Raw genomic sequence first — 16,912 nt, 5'->3', positions numbered from 1 at the left:
TCGGGGCAATGACAGATAGTCATCTGAAGGCGTTTTTCCAATGGATAACGACGTATTCGCTTGATGAAACCTTTCCGCCACCGGTTTGTTGACTGAAGCTAACGTCAAGAAGTGCCATCTATCGAGCAATATCAAAACTTTTTGATATTGCTCTTGCGATGCCCTCGACCCGTGACTAGACTGCCGGCCTTATGAATTTACGCGTGCCCTCCATTCAACATGACGATTGCGATGAGCTGGCGGCCTTGTGCAAGGCTGGCGGCGATCCCCTGCGTTTGAATGTTTTGCGCGCACTGGCCAACGATTCGTTTGGCGTGCTGGAACTGGCGCAAATCTTCGGCATCGGCCAGTCAGGCATGAGCCACCACCTCAAGGTACTGGCCCAGGCCGACCTGGTGGCAACGCGCCGCGAAGGCAATGCGATTTTTTACCGTCGCGCCCTGCCCCACACCGAACTGCTGGGCGGCAAATTGCACGCAGCCCTGCTCGAAGAAGTGGACAACCTGACGCTACCGGCCGATGTACAGGCGCGCATCGCCCAGGTCCACGGGCAACGGGCAGCCGCCAGCCAGGACTTTTTCTCACGGGTAGCGGAGAAGTTTCGCGCCCAGCAAGACTTGATCGCCGGTCTGCCGCAGTACCGCGAAAGCGTGGTGGCCCTGCTCGACAAGTTGAGCCTGGACAAAGACGCCACGGCCATTGAAGTCGGCCCCGGCGATGGCGCATTCCTGCCGGAACTGGCGCGCCGCTTCTCGCAGGTCACGGCGCTGGACAACAGCACCGCGATGCTCGAACTGGCGCGCCAGGTCTGCGAACGCGACAAGCTGACTAACGTCAGTCTGCAACTGGCCGATGCATTGAACGGCGTCAGCCTCAAGGCCGATTGCGTGGTACTGAACATGGTGCTGCATCATTTTGCCGCGCCGGCCGATGCGCTCAAGCACATGGCCCACTTGCTGCAACCAGGCGGTAGCCTGTTGGTGACAGAGTTATGTAGCCACAACCAGAGTTGGGCCAAGGAGGCCTGCGGTGATCTCTGGCTGGGGTTTGAACAGGACGATCTGGCCCGTTGGGCCACCGCTGCGGGACTCGTTCCCGGGGAAAGCCTCTATGTAGGCTTACGTAATGGTTTCCAGATCCAGGTTCGCCACTTTCAGCGACCGGCTGGCGACACTCACCATCGGTAATTTCAGGAAAACATCGAGATGAGCGAATACTCCCTTTTCACCTCCGAGTCCGTGTCTGAAGGGCATCCGGACAAAATCGCCGACCAGATTTCTGATGCGGTGCTGGACGCCATCATTGCTGAAGACAAGTTCGCCCGTGTGGCGTGCGAGACTCTGGTGAAAACGGGCGTAGCCATCATCGCTGGCGAAGTCACCACTTCGGCCTGGGTTGACCTGGAGCAGATCGTTCGTGACGTGATCACCAACATCGGCTACACCAGCTCCGACGTTGGCTTCGACGGCGCCACCTGTGGCGTGATGAACATCATCGGCAAACAGTCCCCTGACATCAACCAGGGCGTCGACCGTGCCAAGCCTGAAGATCAGGGTGCCGGCGACCAGGGCCTGATGTTCGGCTACGCCAGCAACGAAACCGACGTGCTGATGCCGGCACCGATCACCTTCTCGCACCAACTGGTGCAGCGCCAGGCCGAAGCCCGCAAATCCGGCCTGCTGCCTTGGCTGCGTCCGGACGCCAAGTCGCAAGTCACCTGCCGCTACGAAAACGGCAAGGTTGTCGGTATCGACGCGGTCGTCCTGTCGACCCAGCACAACCCGGAAGTGTCATACAACGACCTGCGCGAAGGCGTGATGGAGTTGATCGTCAAGCACGTGCTGCCTGCCGAACTGCTGAGCAAGGACACCCAGTTCCACATCAACCCGACCGGCCAGTTCATCATTGGCGGCCCGGTGGGTGACTGCGGCCTGACCGGTCGCAAGATCATCGTCGACAGCTACGGCGGCATGGCCCGTCACGGCGGCGGCGCGTTCTCCGGTAAAGATCCATCGAAGGTTGACCGTTCGGCGGCCTACGCCGGTCGTTACGTGGCCAAGAACATCGTTGCCGCCGGCCTGGCCGAGCGTTGCGAGATCCAGGTTTCCTACGCGATCGGTGTTGCTCAACCGACTTCGATCTCGTTGAACACCTTCGGCACCGGCAAGATCAGCGACGACAAGATCGTCAAACTGGTTCGCGAAGTGTTCGACCTGCGTCCATACGCGATCACCACCATGCTCGACCTGCTGCACCCGATGTACCAGGAAACCGCTGCGTACGGCCACTTCGGTCGCACCCCGGCGACCAAGACCGTGGGTGACGACACCTTCACCACGTTCACCTGGGAAAAAACTGACCGCGCCGACGCCCTGCGTTCTGCTGCCGGCCTGTAAGACTTCCCCGCAACACCCGAAGCCCCGCACGGCTCGCGCCTTGCGGGGCTTTTTATTGGCTTTCGCTTGAGACCGCGTCGCGGCCTTCGCGAGCAGGCTCGCTCCCACATGACTAACTCATAACCCTGTGGGAGCGAGCCTGCTCGCGAAGAGGCCAGCACAGACACCGGAAATACCCGGCAAAACACCCCCTCGCTGCGCCAACAGATACTGACCTAGCCTTCACACACCTCACCGAGCAAGGACGCTCAAGATGCTTCCCGACCTGCGCCTGTTTTTCGCCGCCCTGCTGACCCTTGCCTGCCTGAATGCCAGTGCCACCGAGTGCCCGGACTGGCCATCCGAACGCGCCCTGAACGAAGTCGGCACACTGCAACAGCAGATCGACTTATGGGACGACAGCTATCACCGTCAGGGACATTCACTGGTCGCCGATGAACTCTACGACCAGTCCCGCGCGCGACTCACCCAATGGCGCCACTGCTTCAACCTGAACCCACCCGCAGACCCCTTGCGCACTGCGCGCGGCGCGCTGCCCCACCCCATCGCCCACACCGGCCTGGGCAAACTGCATGATCGGCCTTCCGTCGAAAAATGGCTGAGTGACCGGGTGGACGTCTGGGCCCAGCCTAAAATCGACGGGGTGGCGGTGACCCTGGTTTACCGTAATGGTCAGTTGGCTCAGGCCATCAGCCGCGGCGACGGCGAGAGCGGTCAGGACTGGACGGCTCCGGCACGACAGATTCCGGCCATCCCGCAGCAGCTATCCCAGCCCCGGGATGTGCTCGTGCAAGGCGAACTGTATTGGCGCCTGACCGATCATGTGCAGGCCCGGGCCGGCAGCCTCAATGCCCGCGCCACGGTGGCGGGCCTGATGGCGCGCAAGGTCTTGAGCGCCGAACAGGCCGCCGGCATCGACCTGTTTGTCTGGGACTGGCCCCAAGGGCCGACAAGCACACTCGCCCGGGCCGCAGCACTGACGGCGCTGGGCTTCCCGAATACCACGGCATACAACCAGCCAATCGCCTCCGTCATCGATGCCGAACGCTGGCGCGAACACTGGTATCGCGCCTCCCTGCCCTTTGCCAGCGACGGCATCGTCCTGCGCCAGAACCAGCGCCCGGTCGCCGAACGCTGGCAAGCCCGGTCACCTTACTGGGCCATCGCCTGGAAATACCCCTTCGCCCAGGCACTGGCCGAAGTCCGCCAGGTTCGCTTCAAAATCGGCCGGACCGGGCGGATCACTCCGGTACTTGAACTGACCCCGGTGATGCTCGATGACCGGCAGATCAAACGCGTCAGCGTCAGCTCGTGGCAACGCTGGCAGGCGCTGGACATACGTCCGGGCGATCAGGTCGCCATCAGCCTGGCCGGGCTGACCATTCCCAGGCTCGATGGCGTCGTGTTGCGCAGCAGCGAGCGTGTTGAATTGACCGTGCCGAAGGCAGCGGACTTTCATTCATTGAGTTGCTGGCAACCGACTCCGGGTTGTGAGGACCAATTTCTCGCACGCCTGACCTGGCTCAGCGGCAAACAGGGTCTGGCGCTGCCCAATGTCGGTCCGGGCACTTGGGAAAAACTTCTTGCAACAGGTCGCCTGAACGGTCTACTGGATTGGTTGACCCTTGATGCCCAAGAGCTTGCTACCATTGACGGTTTCGGCGAGCGCAGCGCGACTCGCCTTGCAGACAGCTTCAACCAGGCCCGGCAACGCCCGTTCGCGCACTGGCTGAAAGCCTTGGGATTGCCGCCGACAGGTCCGGTGCCGCTCGGCGACTCATGGCAGACGCTGGCGCAGCGAGACATCGAACAATGGCGGGCCGAGGCCGGTATCGGACCGGGACGCGCGGCGCAACTGAACGCTTTTTTCCGCGATCCGCAGGTCCTGGCCTTGAGTGAAACGTTACGTGAAACGGGGATTGACGGCTTCTAGCTGCCAGCCCTGAGCCCACCGGGAACCCCTGGGGACCGCTGGGCTCCAACAAGCCATTGCCACACCGGCCCGCTGGCCTTCTTACATGGAGCTTTTATGAAATTTCTTTCACCGCTCGCCCTCCTGGCCCTGTGCAGCATGCTGGCCACCCCGTTGATGGCGGACGAGGAAGCGCCGGGGCTGTCCGGTTGCGCCGCCAAGAAGCAAGGTATCGTCAACCAGATCGAATTGGCCAAGGTCCACGGCAACGCCGACCAGCAGGCCGGCCTGGAAAAAGCCCTGAGCGAAGTCGAAGCCAACTGCACCGACGCCTCGCTGAAGAAGGAGCGGGAAAACAAGGTGCTCGACGCCAGGCACGAAGTCAGCAAGCGCCAGGCAGACCTCGACAAGGCCATGAGCAAAGGTGACTCCGAGAAGATCAACAAGCGCAAAGACAAACTCGCCGATGCCCGCAAGGAATTGCAGGACGCCCTGGATGAGCTGGATAAGTAAGTACAGATTAAGGAACAAAGATTTCGGTGTTGCCAAAGCAGTCTTCGCGAGCAGGCTCGCTCCCACAGGGTTATGAGACCACCTGTGGGAGCGAGCCTGCTCGCGAAGGCGTCAGACCGAACAACGCCAATCAATGATCCCGAAACGCCTTATGACACGCACTGCAAGCATCTTCGACTTTCTGCACCGCCGGCCCCAGGTTGCTGGCCTTGTAGGGTTGAATCTGGCTGGCGATCACCAATTCACCGGTGGCGGACTCAAGATCGCGGGCCATGCCCTGAAAGCGTGCCTGCTGCTCCCAGACATCGCTCTTGGCGCTGGTGTGATCCTCCTCGCGCGCCTGCGGAAAATGTTGCCACGGCTCACGGGACAACCCATCGAGCTTCACCGCGCCCTCGGCGAATTTCGGGCCATCGAACGGGATACGCCCGCGCAACATGCCGCCCAGGTCTTCGCCGGTCTTGAGCATCTGCTTGAAAATGGCCTTGCGCTGACCGAGCGGCGAGTTGGGGTCAACACCGCCACAAGCGGACAATGTCAGGCAGGCCAGCAATACAACAGAAAGTCTTTTAAGAGTCATGGTGGCTTCAGGTCACGGGAAACGGCGGCCAGTATCCTCGCGTCATCGGCAAAGACCAATAGCCCTATTATCAATAAGGGTTGCTTGAGCGCATGGAGCGATCAGGCAACCGGCAAAGGAATCACTCCATGAACAGCCGTTTCAAGGCATGGCGTCACAGCCTGGCCTGGACTCTGCCGATGATGGCCCTGCTCGCAGGCTGTACCGGTGGCGACAAGCAACAACCGAAAACCCATGCCCTGGCCACTTACTCCAGCGCTACATGGGAAGCGCTGCCGGTGGTGTCCGACACCGACCTGGTCGCCGGTTTCGGCTCCTGGCGCAGCGCCTGCACCCGACTCAAGGCCGACCCGGTCTGGGGTGGCACCTGCGCGGCGGCGGCCAACGTGCCGCAAACCGCCAGCGACATTCGCGGCTTTCTCAAACAGAACCTCGATGTGTATGGCCTGCGCGCCGCCAACGACAACCCCAACGGCTTGATCACCGGCTACTACGAGCCGGTCTATCCGGGCAGCCTGACCCAGACCAGCATGGCCAATGTCCCGGTCTATGGCGTCCCCGAAGACATGATCATCGTCGCCCTCGACAGCATTTACCCGGAACTCAAGGGCAAACGCCTGCGCGGTCGACTTGAAGGTCGCGTGCTCAAGCCGTACGACGATGCGGCCACCATCGAGAGCAAAGGGGTCAAGGCACCGGTCGTGGCCTGGCTGACCGATCCGATGAACCTGCAGTTCCTGCAAATCCAGGGTTCGGGTCGTATCCAGCTCGATAACGGCCGCCAGTTGCGCATCGCCTATGCCGACCAGAACGGCCATCCGTATCGACCGATCGGCCGCTGGCTGGTGGAACAGGGCGAGCTGAAAAAAGAAGATGTGACCATGGGCGCCATTAGCACCTGGGCCAAGGCCAATCCGTCACGGATTCCCGAACTGCTCGGCAGCAACCCCAGCTATGTGTTCTTCACCCGTAACCCGGACAGCAACGAAGGGCCACGCGGTTCGTTGAACGTACCGTTGACCGCCGGTTACAGCGCAGCCGTGGATCGCAAGGTGATTCCGCTTGGCAGCCTGCTGTGGCTGTCTACCACCAGACCGGACGGCACAGCCCTGGTTCGCCCCGTAGCAGCACAGGACACCGGCGGCGCGATTGCCGGTGAAGTCCGGGCGGATCTGTTCTGGGGCACCGGCGATGCAGCCGGGCAACTGGCCGGGGACATGAAACAGCAGGGGCAGATCTGGATGCTCTGGCCCAAAGGTGCGGCGTTGCCGCAAGTGCCGCAGGTGGCGGACAAACTTTAACGTCAAAAGATCGCAGGCTTCGCCAGCTCCTACAGGTACGCTCGACACCCGGCAGGAGCCTGCGATCCTTTGATTTTGCCTTTAAACCGACACCACAAAGAAACTCACGATCAACGCCATCCCCACGAACCACATCAACGACCGCAGCGCCGCCAGGTCCGCCAGATAGAAAATGATGAAAAGCAGACGGCTGGTGATGAACAACACCGACAACACATTGATGGTGACCAATTCGGCGTTGCCCGCCAGGTGCGCCACGATCACCGCGGCTGCAAACGCCGGCGTCACTTCAAAACTGTTCAGCTGCGCCGCATTTGCCCGCTTGCCCAAGCCCTCCAGGGAATCGAGAAACCCTCGTGGATCATGATTGTCTTTCAGTCGGAACCCGCCACTGATCTTCGCGACACCCGTGCACAGATACGGCAGGAAGATCGCAATCAAAATGCACCACAGAGCAACCGTCATTACGCAGTCCCTTCTTCAAGTTGTAGAAAATCGAATCCATCAACGGCGATCAGAACTTCATCACCAGTATGCCGATCAGCACCAGCCCACAGGCTAAGAGGCGTGGCCCGCCAAAAGGTTCTTTGAGGTATCGCATGCCAAACAGCACCACCAGAATGACGCTGATCTCGCGCAACGCTGCCGCTTCTGCAATCGAACCCAATTGCATCGCCCACAGCACCAGAGCGTAGCTGAACAACACGCAAAACCCGACCGCCAGGCCCAGGCGCCACTGTTCGCGCCAGAACAGCATGAACGCAGGGCGCTTGCGCACCAATGCCAACAATGGAAACGGCCAGGCACTGAGCAAGGTGACCCAGACCAGGTAATCCAGTGGATGAGACCAGCGCCGCAAGGCCTGACCGTCGATGTAGGTGTAGCAACCGATGCACAGGCCGATCAACGCCACCACCGGCAGCATCGACCACGGTAAGCGCGCACCGCCACCGCCCTGCCAGAGCAGGCACAGCATGCCGAACGGGATCAGCAGGATTCCGAAAATCTGCTGATGGGTCAGCACCTCCCCGGCAAAGATCAGCGTCAGCGCCAGCACCACCAACGGTGACAGGCCACGCATCAGCGGATAAACCAGCCCGAGGTCGCCGACCCGATAGGCCTGGATCAGCAAGTAGCGATAGAGCAACTCGAACGCCGCCGAGGCCAGGATCCACGGCCAGATCTCCAGCGGCGGCATGCTCAGAAACGGCACCATCAGCGCGACAAAGAGCAGCGCCACGCTGTCCATGCAGGCCACCACCAACAGCCGCTCCGCACTGAACTTGATCAGGGTATTCCACGCCGCGTGCAACAGCGCCGCCACCAACACCAACGCCGTCGCAAGCACGGCCCACTCCTTTTTTGTTTTCACCACATCCCCGTAGGAGCTGCCGCAGGCTGCGATCTTTTGATCCGGAAACACAACATCAAAAGATCGCAGCCTGCGGCAGCGCCTACAGGAAGCCGGGTAGAGAATTGATTCGCCATATGTCAGCAGCTGTTTATACTGCAAACGACCACGCCGCACTCAGTTGCGCACAGACCAATTCCAATAAAAATCCTGTCCGGCCCGCTCTCGTCGAGAACGGTCGTCGGCCTGCGTATGCCTGATCACAGCGTCAAGACTACCGACAGAGACCTTGCGCATGCCACTCGCTTTGCTTGCCCTCGCTGTTGCCGCCTTCGGCATCGGCACCACCGAATTCGTGATCATGGGCCTGTTGCCCGACGTCGCCCGCGATCTCGGCGTCAGCATTCCCGATGCCGGATTGCTGATCACCGGTTACGCCCTGGGTGTGGTGTTCGGTGCACCAATCCTCGCCGTCGGCACCGCCAACATGCCGCGCAAAGCCACCCTGCTGGGCATGACGCTGATGTTCATCCTCGGCAACATGCTCTGCGCGCTGGCACCGAACTACGCCACGCTGATGGCCGCGCGGGTGATCACGGCACTCTGCCACGGCGCATTTTTCGGCATCGGTTCGGTGGTGGCTGCAGGGCTGGTTGCCCCCAACAAACGGGCCCAGGCGATTGCCATGATGTTCACCGGCCTGACCCTGGCCAACGTGCTCGGCGTGCCATTGGGTACCGCGCTCGGGCAATATGCGGGTTGGCGCTCGACGTTCTGGGCGGTGTCGGTGATCGGTGTGCTGGCCGCGATTGCGCAATGGGTCTGGCTGCCGAAAAACATCGCGATGGATAAGGCCAACCTGGCCAGCGAGTTCAAGGTGCTGGGCAAGGCCGACGTGCTGCTGGCCCTGGGCATGAGCGTGCTGGCCTCCACCAGCCTGTTCAGTGTGTTTACCTACATCGCGCCGATCCTGCAGGACATCACCGGTGTCAGCCCCCACGGCGTCACCGTCATGTTGCTGTTGTTCGGCGTTGGCTTGACCGCCGGCAGCATGCTCGGCGGTCGCCTGGCGGACAGCCGCTTGCTGCCATCGCTGGTGGGCATGGCATTGGCGGTACTGGTGGTGCTGGCGGCATTCACACAAACCAGCCAATCGGTGATCCCGGCGGCAATCACACTGGTGCTGTGGGGGACGTTCGCCTTCGCGCTGTGCCCGATCCTGCAGCTGCTGATCATCGATCAGGCCCATGAAGCACCGAACCTCGGCTCAACGTTGAACCAGAGTGCCTTCAACCTCGGCAACGCCGCTGGCGCATGGATTGGCGGCCTGGTAGTGGCCAGCGGCGCGGACCTGGCGGACTTGCCGTGGACCGGCGCACTGGTCAGCGGCTTGACCGTGCTGACCGCACTGTTCTTCATCTATCGCCAGCGTCGCGGGGCGGCTGCGTTGAATGTAGCGGGCTGAGCATCACCTTGATGGTTTTTTGATCTTCTGCGGATCAGGTGCTTCGCTCTGATCCGCTGACTCTTTCGGTGGCCCGCTTTCGCTGCGAATCTGCGCATGACTGATCAGCGCGAAAATAAAGCTGCCACCAATGATGTTCCCCACCAGCGTCGGCCCGGCGAACACTAGCCAGAAGTCCTTCCACGGCAACTCCCCGGCAAACACCAGATACGAAACCTCCAGCGAGCCGACGACGATGTGGGTGAAGTCTCCCAGCGCCATGAGGTAGGTGATGAGGATGATGATCCACATCTTGGCGCTCTCCATGGACGGAATCATCCAGACCATGGTCGCGATCATCCAGCCGGAAACGATGCCCTTGGCGAACATCTGGCTGGCGTGGTTTTCCATGACCTTGCGGCCGATATCGAGGAAGGCGACGTCGGTCTTGCTGTCGAAAATCGGCAGCTCCAGCATCACGTACGCCACCAGCAAGGTGCCGCAGAGGTTACCGATCAGCACCACCATCCACAGCCGCAGCAGACGGCCGAAGTTGGCCAGGGTCGGTTTGGTCATCACCGGCAGTACGGCGGTCAGGGTGTTTTCGGTGAACAGTTGCTGACGCGCGAGGATCACCGCGAGGAAACCGGCGCAATAACCGAAACTGGCGATCACCTTGAATCCCTCGCCGTCCGGCAGGCGCGAATTGAGCAGGCCCATGCCCATCAGCGACAGGCCCATGGTCAACCCCGCCGCCAGCGCCGACCACCACAAAGCGGCAATGCTGCGCTCCAGCTCCTGATCGCCCTGGGTGCGGATGATCTCGTGCAGAACCGCGGCACGGGGAGGCTGGCTCTTTTCGACATCATGCTCTTCTTGCGCCGAAAGGTTCGGGGTCTTGCCGTCTTGTGCCGAGTTCATGATGTGCGCAACCAGTGGCGGGCTATTTAGCTACGACACGCGGGGGTTCTATTCCGTTCTGTAGGAGCTGCCGCAGGCTGCGATCTTTTGATCTTTTAAAATCAGGATCAAAAGATCGCAGCCTGCGGCAGCTCCTACAGGCTCGCATTACGAGCCGGCGTCATCGTCCTGGAACTGGTCTTTGACGTACTTGATCTCGGTCCGGCCGTGGGGTGCCGGCAAGCCGTCTTCACCGAGGTTGACGAATACCATTTTCTCGACCGTGAGGATGCTTTTGCGGGTGATCTTGTTGCGCACTTCGCAGGTCAGGGTGATTGAGGTACGGCCGAACTCGGTGGCGGTGATGCCCAGCTCGATGATGTCGCCCTGGCGCGAGGCGCTGACGAAGTTGATTTCGGAAATGTACTTGGTCACCACACGCTGATTGCCCAACTGGACGATGGCGTAGATCGCCGCCTCTTCGTCGATCCAGCGCAACAGACTGCCGCCGAACAAGGTGCCGTTAGGGTTGAGGTCTTCGGGTTTTACCCATTTGCGGGTGTGGAAATTCATGTTCACTCCTGAACGTCTTGCCGAATGATGCTGACCATCATGGCAGAGCCCGACCCAGAGCTCTATTGAGCATCGACTATGGTCTCGATTACCGTTCGGACATTGACCGACAGAAACGCTTTGGAAGATCGGCATAGCCCGCTATAATCGCCACCGTTTCAAAACGGTCATCATCACTTGATACCGTTTTCCCGCCACCTGTCCGAGGGGCGCTGCAGCAGGTTCGACCTGTCAGGCTCGGATGGGGCGTTGCCTGGCCTTAAGCCAGACACTAAACGCACAACGGCGCCCATTCGCATACATTACGAATGGAGGCTCTTCATGAGCGCTGTTATCACGCCTGCAGATTTTACCGATTACAAAGTCGCCGACATGTCCCTGGCTGCCTGGGGTCGTCGCGAAACCATCATCGCCGAATCCGAAATGCCAGCCCTGATGGGTCTGCGCCGCAAGTACTCCGAAGAGCAACCGCTCAAGGGCGCGAAGATCCTCGGCTGCATCCACATGACCATTCAGACTGCCGTGCTGATCGAAACCCTGGTTGCCCTGGGTGCCGAAGTGCGTTGGTCGTCCTGCAACATTTTCTCGACTCAGGATCAGGCCGCCGCTTCCATCGCCGCTGCCGGCATCCCGGTTTTCGCCTGGAAAGGTGAAACCGAACAAGAGTACGAGTGGTGCCTGGAGCAGACCATCCTCAAGGATGGCCAGCCATGGGATGCCAACATGATCCTCGACGACGGCGGCGACCTGACCGAACTGCTGCACAAGAAGTACCCACAGGTTCTGGATCGCGTCCACGGCGTGACCGAAGAAACCACCACCGGCGTTCACCGCCTGCTGGACATGCTGGCCAAGGGCGAGCTGAAAATCCCGGCCATCAACGTCAACGACTCGGTGACCAAGAGCAAGAACGACAACAAGTACGGCTGCCGTCACAGCCTGAACGATGCCATCAAGCGCGGTACCGACCACCTGCTGTCCGGTAAGCAAGCGCTGGTGATCGGCTACGGTGACGTGGGCAAGGGCTCCGCTCAGTCCCTGCGTCAGGAAGGCATGATCGTCAAGGTTTCCGAAGTTGACCCGATCTGCGCCATGCAAGCCTGCATGGACGGCTTCGAAGTGGTTTCGCCGTTCATCGACGGTATCAACAACGGTACCGAAGCCAGCATCGACAAGGCGCTGCTGGGCAAGATCGACCTGATCGTGACCACCACCGGCAACGTCAATGTTTGCGATTCGAACATGCTCAAGGCCCTGAAGAAGCGCGCTGTTGTCTGCAACATCGGCCACTTCGACAACGAAATCGACACCGCTTTCATGCGCAAGAACTGGGCATGGGAAGAAGTGAAGCCACAGGTTCACAAGATCCACCGTACCGGCGCTGGCGATTTCGACCCACAGAACGACGACTACCTGATCCTGCTGGCCGAAGGCCGCCTGGTTAACCTGGGCAACGCCACCGGCCACCCGAGCCGTATCATGGACGGTTCGTTCGCCAACCAGGTTCTGGCGCAGATCTTCCTGTTCGGCCAGAAGTACGCCGACCTGTCGCCAGCCCAGAAAGCCGAGCGCCTGACCGTTGAAGTACTGCCGAAGAAACTCGACGAAGAAGTGGCCCTGGAAATGGTCCGTGGCTTCGGCGGCGTTGTGACTCAACTGACCAAGACCCAGGCCGACTACATCGGCGTGACCGTCGAAGGTCCGTTCAAGCCGCACGCTTACCGCTACTGATACGCCCTGCCGCTCCCTTGTAGGAGCGAGCTTGCTCGCGATGGACGTCAACGATAACGCGTGCTGTCTGGATAAACGCGTTGCCTTTACGTTTTTCGCGAGCAAGCTCGCTCCTACAGGGAGCCAGCGTCCGGCTTACGTGTTTCCAAGGATATGACCATGTCCCAAGATCGTCGCTACAGCTTCGAGTTCTTCCCTACGAAGACCGATGCTGGGCATGAAAAGCTGCTCGCCACTGCTCGTCAGCTGGCCCTCTACAACCCCGATTTCTTCTCCTGCACCTATGGCGCCGGCGGTTCGACCCGTGATCGCACGCTGAACACCGTGTTGCAGCTGGAAAGCGAAGTCAAAATCCCTGCCGCTCCGCATCTGTCCTGCGTGGGCGACAGCAAAGACGACCTGCGCGGTCTGCTGGCCCAGTACAAGGCCGCCGGCATCAAGCGCATCGTTGCCCTGCGCGGTGACCTGCCTTCGGGCATGGGCATGGCCAGTGGGGAAATGCGCCACGCCAATGACCTGGTTGAATTCATTCGTGAAGAAACCGGCGACCATTTCCACATCGAAGTCGCCGCCTACCCGGAAATGCATCCGCAAGCGCGCAACTTCGAAGACGATGTCGCCAACTTCGTGCGCAAGGCCAACGCCGGTGCCGACAGCGCGATCACCCAGTACTTCTTCAACGCCGACTGCTACTTCTACTTCGTGGAACGTGTGCGGGCGCTGGGCGTGGACATCCCGATCGTGCCGGGAATCATGCCAATCACCAACTACAGCAAACTGGCGCGCTTCTCCGATGCCTGCGGTGCGGAAATCCCGCGCTGGATCCGCAAGCAACTGGAAGCCTACGGCGACGACACCCAGAGCATTCAGCGCTTTGGCGAACAGGTCATCACCGAGATGTGCGAACAACTGCTGCAAGGTGGCGCTCCAGGGCTGCACTTCTACACACTGAACCAGGCTGAAGCGAGCCTGGCGGTGTGGAACAACCTGAAGTTGCCGCGTTAAGCAAAGCAAGATCAAAAGATCGCAGCCTGCGGCAGCTCCTACAGGAGCTTTCGCGGGCTGCGATTTTTTGCTTCAACGCACTATAAATGTGCAGCAATCCACGGAGTTAGAGCATCTGCGGTGAGTTTCTGGCTCTTTCCGGTTTCTCGTCGTAATCTCAAGCCCATGCCTTTGATCACGCAGTTAATCGCCGTACTTGCCTTCACTTGCCTGAGCTTCGCCGCCCGGGGCGAGAAATTGCGCATTGTCACGGAGCCGTGGGCGCCTTATGTGTACGAAGACAACGGCAAATCACTGGGGCTGGACTACGAAACCACCGCCATTGTCTTCAAGCGCCTGGGCATCGAAGTGGAGTGGCAGTTCCTGCCATGGAAACGCTGCCTGTCGATGCTTGAATCAGGTCAGGCCGACGGCGCGCTGGACATCTTTCACAGCGATGAGCGTGATGCGACCCTTCTCTACCCCAGCGAACCACTGTCTGAAGTGCAATTCGTGTTGTTCTACGCCAATGACCGGCCCCATCCGTTTCGCACCCTTGATGACTTGCGCGGCCTGACCATCGGCACCTCGCCCGGTTACCTGTACAGCAAGGACTTCAGCGACTCCACGCTGTTCACCCGCGAGCCGGCCCCCACTCATGAAGCCAACTTCGGCAAACTGCTGCGCGGGCGGATTGACCTGTTGATTACCGACCGCCGGGTCGGCCAGCATTTGCTCGATGAACTGGGCATCCGCGACAAGATCACCGAAAACCCCACGATCATCAGCCAGCAAAGCCAGTTTCTCGCGGTGCGGCGCAATGCGGGCATGGATCTGCTGGTGCAACGTTTCGGTGCCGAACTCAAACGCTTCAAGCGCGAGCCCGCCTACGCCGAACTGAGTGCCCGCTATGGCGCGGAACCGGCCGTCAGCATGAAGACTGAAAAGGCCACGGCCGCCACGGAAAAAACCGTTGAGCAGCAGGAAAGCGGCGCGCAGTGATTGCTCTGTTATACTCCGGCCTTCCCGCCAGGCTCACGCCCGGACGCCCGGAATCGTTAAAGGCATCTCAACCCCGCTACTGCGCAGCTTTCAGCCCGCGCGAGCGCTTGCAGACGAGCCTTCGAGACCCAGCAGGACCGGACGGGATTGCGTCCTCTTAAACGCCATTCGCGCCAGGCAAGACTCCCATTGGGCCAAGCCCTAACTAAAACAGGATTACTCATGTCCTTTGCTTCCCTCGGTCTCTCCGAGGCTTTAGTCCGCGCCATCGAGGCAGCGGGCTATACCGAGCCTACTCCGGTGCAACAGCGGGCCATTCCCGCCGTGTTGCAAGGTCGCGACCTCATGGTCGCGGCACAGACAGGTACTGGTAAAACCGGCGGTTTCGCCCTTCCGATCCTGGAGCGGTTGTTCCCCAACGGTCACCCGGACAAATCCCAGCGTCACGGCCCGCGCCAGCCGCGCGTACTGGTCCTGACCCCGACTCGCGAACTCGCCGCGCAAGTGCATGAAAGCTTCAAGGTCTATGCCCGTGACCTGAAGTTCGTCAGCGCCTGCATCTTCGGTGGTGTCGGCATGAACCCGCAGGTTCAGGCCATGTCTCGTGGCGTAGACGTGCTGGTGGCCTGCCCTGGCCGTCTGCTCGACCTGGCCGGCCAAGGCAGCGTCGATCTGTCCCACGTGGAAATCCTCGTGCTGGACGAGGCCGACCGCATGCTCGACATGGGCTTCGTCCATGACGTGAAAAAGGTCCTGGCCCGCCTGCCCGCCAAACGCCAGAACCTGCTGTTCTCGGCGACCTTCTCCAAGGACATCACCGACCTCGCCGGCAAGCTGCTGCACAACCCGGAACGCATCGAAGTCACGCCGCCGAACACCACGGTCGAGCGCATCGAACAACGCGTATTCCGTCTGCCGGCCAGCCACAAGCGTGCCTTGCTGGCGCACCTGATCACCGCTGGCGCCTGGGAACAGGTACTGGTGTTCACCCGCACCAAGCACGGCGCCAACCGCCTGGCCGAGTACCTGGACAAACACGGCCTGAGCGCCGTCGCGATCCACGGCAACAAGAGCCAGAACGCCCGCACCAAAGCCCTGGCCGACTTCAAGGCCGGCACCGTGCGCATCCTGGTGGCCACCGACATCGCCGCCCGCGGCCTGGACATCGACCAGTTGCCACACGTGGTTAACTTCGAACTGCCGAATGTCGATGAAGACTACGTGCACCGTATCGGCCGTACCGGTCGTGCCGGTCGTTCGGGCGAGGCGATTTCGCTGGTCGCCCCGGACGAAGAAAAACTACTGAAAAGCATCGAACGCATGACCAAGCAGAAAATCGCCGACGGCGACCTGATGGGCTTCGATGCAAGCACCATCGAGGCGGAAAAGCCTGAAGTGCGCGAGCGGCCGGACATGCGCAACCCGCGCAATCCGCGTGGCCCGCGCGGCGACGGTCCGAACGGCAGCGGTGGTGGCGGCGGTCGCAAGGACAAAGGCAAGGACAAGGGCAAGGAAAAACCGGCCGGCGAACGCGGCGAGCGCCCTGCCCGTCAGCAAAAGCCACGTGAAGGCACTCCGGCTCGCGAACAGCGTCCAAGCCAACCGCCACGTGCCGCCGCTGACCGTGCCCCGGATGAGTTCCTGGACGACGATATCGATAACTTCGGTAACCGCGTCGACTACGTACCGCAGCAGAAACCTGCGCAAGGCCGTGGTCGCCGTCCGGGTGCTCCGGCACAGGGCACCGCCGCAGGCACTCCACGCTCCGGCAAACCACAAGGTCGCCAGAACGGTCCGCGCAACAGCGATGGCGCCAGCACCGGCACCCCGCCGGCCAAGCGTAGCGGTCCTCGCAGTGGCGCACCGCGCGATGGCCAGGCCCGCCGCGAAGACTCACGCAATCGCCGTCCGGCCCGTGACGACCAGCCTCGTTCGGAACCGGCCGTGCAGAACCCGCGTGGCCCGGCGCCGAAGATCATGCACAAGGAGTCCAAGGCAGACCGCTTCCCGACACCTGAGCAGCTGGATCAACTGCCAAGCCGTCCTCGTGGTGAGAAACCGGCATTGCTGACGCGCAATCGCTGAGTTATCGCCGCCATAAAAAATGCCCCGAACCGCAAGGTCCGGGGCATTTTTTTTGGTACACCAACCCGCTTATGTAGGAGCTGCCGCAGGCCTGTCTCTTCTCCACCTCTCCGAGCCCCCGAGACATACCCCACAATCAC

At 60.9% G+C, this 16,912-nt stretch carries 15 protein-coding genes and 1 riboswitch; of the genes, 10 read left to right on the top strand and 5 right to left on the bottom strand.

The genetic code is table 11. The annotated features are described in order from the left end of the window. Positions 1–191 precede the first annotated feature (191 nt). The 4 genes from AC3WJW_RS08815 to AC3WJW_RS08800 all read left to right on the top strand — a co-directional run bounded on the left by AC3WJW_RS08815 (position 192) and on the right by AC3WJW_RS08800 (position 4,821). Positions 192–1,187, top strand: a complete 996-nt coding sequence (locus AC3WJW_RS08815; protein ID WP_493725753.1) for an ArsR/SmtB family transcription factor — start codon at positions 192–194, stop codon at positions 1,185–1,187. Positions 1,188–1,205: 18 nt separating this feature from the next. After that, complete coding sequence (gene metK, locus AC3WJW_RS08810; RefSeq protein WP_008050251.1) at positions 1,206–2,396, top strand: methionine adenosyltransferase; 1,191 nt, start codon at positions 1,206–1,208, stop codon at positions 2,394–2,396. A 253-nt stretch (positions 2,397–2,649) separates the two neighbouring features. Beyond that, positions 2,650–4,329 (top strand): NAD-dependent DNA ligase LigB, encoded by a 1,680-nt coding sequence (gene ligB / locus AC3WJW_RS08805; RefSeq protein ID WP_493725752.1) that lies wholly within the window; start codon positions 2,650–2,652, stop codon positions 4,327–4,329. 96 nt (positions 4,330–4,425) lie between these two features. Further along, positions 4,426–4,821, top strand: coding sequence for a DUF1090 domain-containing protein (locus tag AC3WJW_RS08800; protein ID WP_258682820.1), 396 nt, complete (start codon positions 4,426–4,428; stop codon positions 4,819–4,821). 130 nt (positions 4,822–4,951) lie between these two features. Here the strand turns inward: AC3WJW_RS08800 and AC3WJW_RS08795 are convergent, their stop codons facing one another. Beyond that, complete coding sequence (locus AC3WJW_RS08795; protein ID WP_015097171.1) at positions 4,952–5,401, bottom strand: c-type cytochrome; 450 nt, start codon at positions 5,399–5,401, stop codon at positions 4,952–4,954. A gap of 128 nt (positions 5,402–5,529) precedes the next feature. Between AC3WJW_RS08795 and mltA the strand changes: the two genes are divergently transcribed. Next, positions 5,530–6,702, top strand: a complete 1,173-nt coding sequence (mltA, locus tag AC3WJW_RS08790; RefSeq protein ID WP_493725751.1) for a murein transglycosylase A — start codon at positions 5,530–5,532, stop codon at positions 6,700–6,702. A gap of 81 nt (positions 6,703–6,783) precedes the next feature. On the opposite strand, the gene AC3WJW_RS08785 is transcribed toward mltA, so the two are convergent. Together AC3WJW_RS08785 and AC3WJW_RS08780 are read right to left on the bottom strand one after the other, a co-directional pair. Next, entirely contained in the window at positions 6,784–7,167 is a 384-nt protein-coding gene (locus AC3WJW_RS08785; RefSeq protein ID WP_007975455.1) for an MAPEG family protein, read from the bottom strand. Between the two features lie 49 nt (positions 7,168–7,216). Further along, on the bottom strand, positions 7,217–8,050 hold the full coding sequence (locus tag AC3WJW_RS08780) for an EamA family transporter (RefSeq protein WP_102699931.1): 834 nt from the start codon (positions 8,048–8,050) through the stop codon (positions 7,217–7,219). 298 nt (positions 8,051–8,348) lie between these two features. On the opposite strand from AC3WJW_RS08780, the gene AC3WJW_RS08775 reads away from it, so the two are divergent. Further along, the gene (locus tag AC3WJW_RS08775) at positions 8,349–9,518 is read left to right on the top strand and encodes an MFS transporter (protein WP_493725750.1); all 1,170 of its coding nucleotides are present in this window, start codon (positions 8,349–8,351) and stop codon (positions 9,516–9,518) included. 3 nt (positions 9,519–9,521) lie between these two features. Here AC3WJW_RS08775 and AC3WJW_RS08770 read toward each other — a convergent pair whose 3' ends face one another. Both AC3WJW_RS08770 and AC3WJW_RS08765 read right to left on the bottom strand, forming a co-directional pair. Beyond that, positions 9,522–10,418 carry a formate/nitrite transporter family protein gene (locus AC3WJW_RS08770; protein WP_493725749.1) on the bottom strand — a complete coding sequence of 299 codons (897 nt, stop codon included), beginning with the start codon at positions 10,416–10,418 and terminating at the stop codon, positions 9,522–9,524. Between the two features lie 147 nt (positions 10,419–10,565). Further along, the gene (locus AC3WJW_RS08765) at positions 10,566–10,970 is read right to left on the bottom strand and encodes an acyl-CoA thioesterase (RefSeq protein WP_102699934.1); all 405 of its coding nucleotides are present in this window, start codon (positions 10,968–10,970) and stop codon (positions 10,566–10,568) included. Between the two features lie 198 nt (positions 10,971–11,168). Beyond that, a riboswitch (S-adenosyl-L-homocysteine riboswitch) is annotated at positions 11,169–11,268 on the top strand. Positions 11,269–11,291: 23 nt separating this feature from the next. On the opposite strand from AC3WJW_RS08765, the gene ahcY reads away from it, so the two are divergent. From ahcY to rhlE2, 4 genes are all read left to right on the top strand, one after another. Then, positions 11,292–12,701, top strand: a complete 1,410-nt coding sequence (gene ahcY / locus AC3WJW_RS08760; RefSeq protein ID WP_007975450.1) for an adenosylhomocysteinase — start codon at positions 11,292–11,294, stop codon at positions 12,699–12,701. A 159-nt stretch (positions 12,702–12,860) separates the two neighbouring features. Continuing rightward, positions 12,861–13,706: a methylenetetrahydrofolate reductase [NAD(P)H] gene (metF, locus tag AC3WJW_RS08755; protein WP_007975449.1), complete on the top strand. Its 846-nt coding sequence runs from the start codon at positions 12,861–12,863 to the stop codon at positions 13,704–13,706. Between the two features lie 165 nt (positions 13,707–13,871). Beyond that, on the top strand, positions 13,872–14,687 hold the full coding sequence (locus AC3WJW_RS08750; RefSeq protein ID WP_102699936.1) for a substrate-binding periplasmic protein: 816 nt from the start codon (positions 13,872–13,874) through the stop codon (positions 14,685–14,687). A 222-nt stretch (positions 14,688–14,909) separates the two neighbouring features. Beyond that, the gene (gene rhlE2, locus AC3WJW_RS08745; RefSeq protein WP_102699937.1) at positions 14,910–16,772 is read left to right on the top strand and encodes an RNA helicase RhlE2; all 1,863 of its coding nucleotides are present in this window, start codon (positions 14,910–14,912) and stop codon (positions 16,770–16,772) included. The last annotated feature ends 140 nt before the right edge of the window (positions 16,773–16,912 follow it).

Source organism: Pseudomonas sp. GW821-FHT07G06, assembly GCF_058986625.1.
Note: the sequence above shows the minus strand (reverse complement) of the source record. Positions and strands in the feature narration are given on the sequence as shown.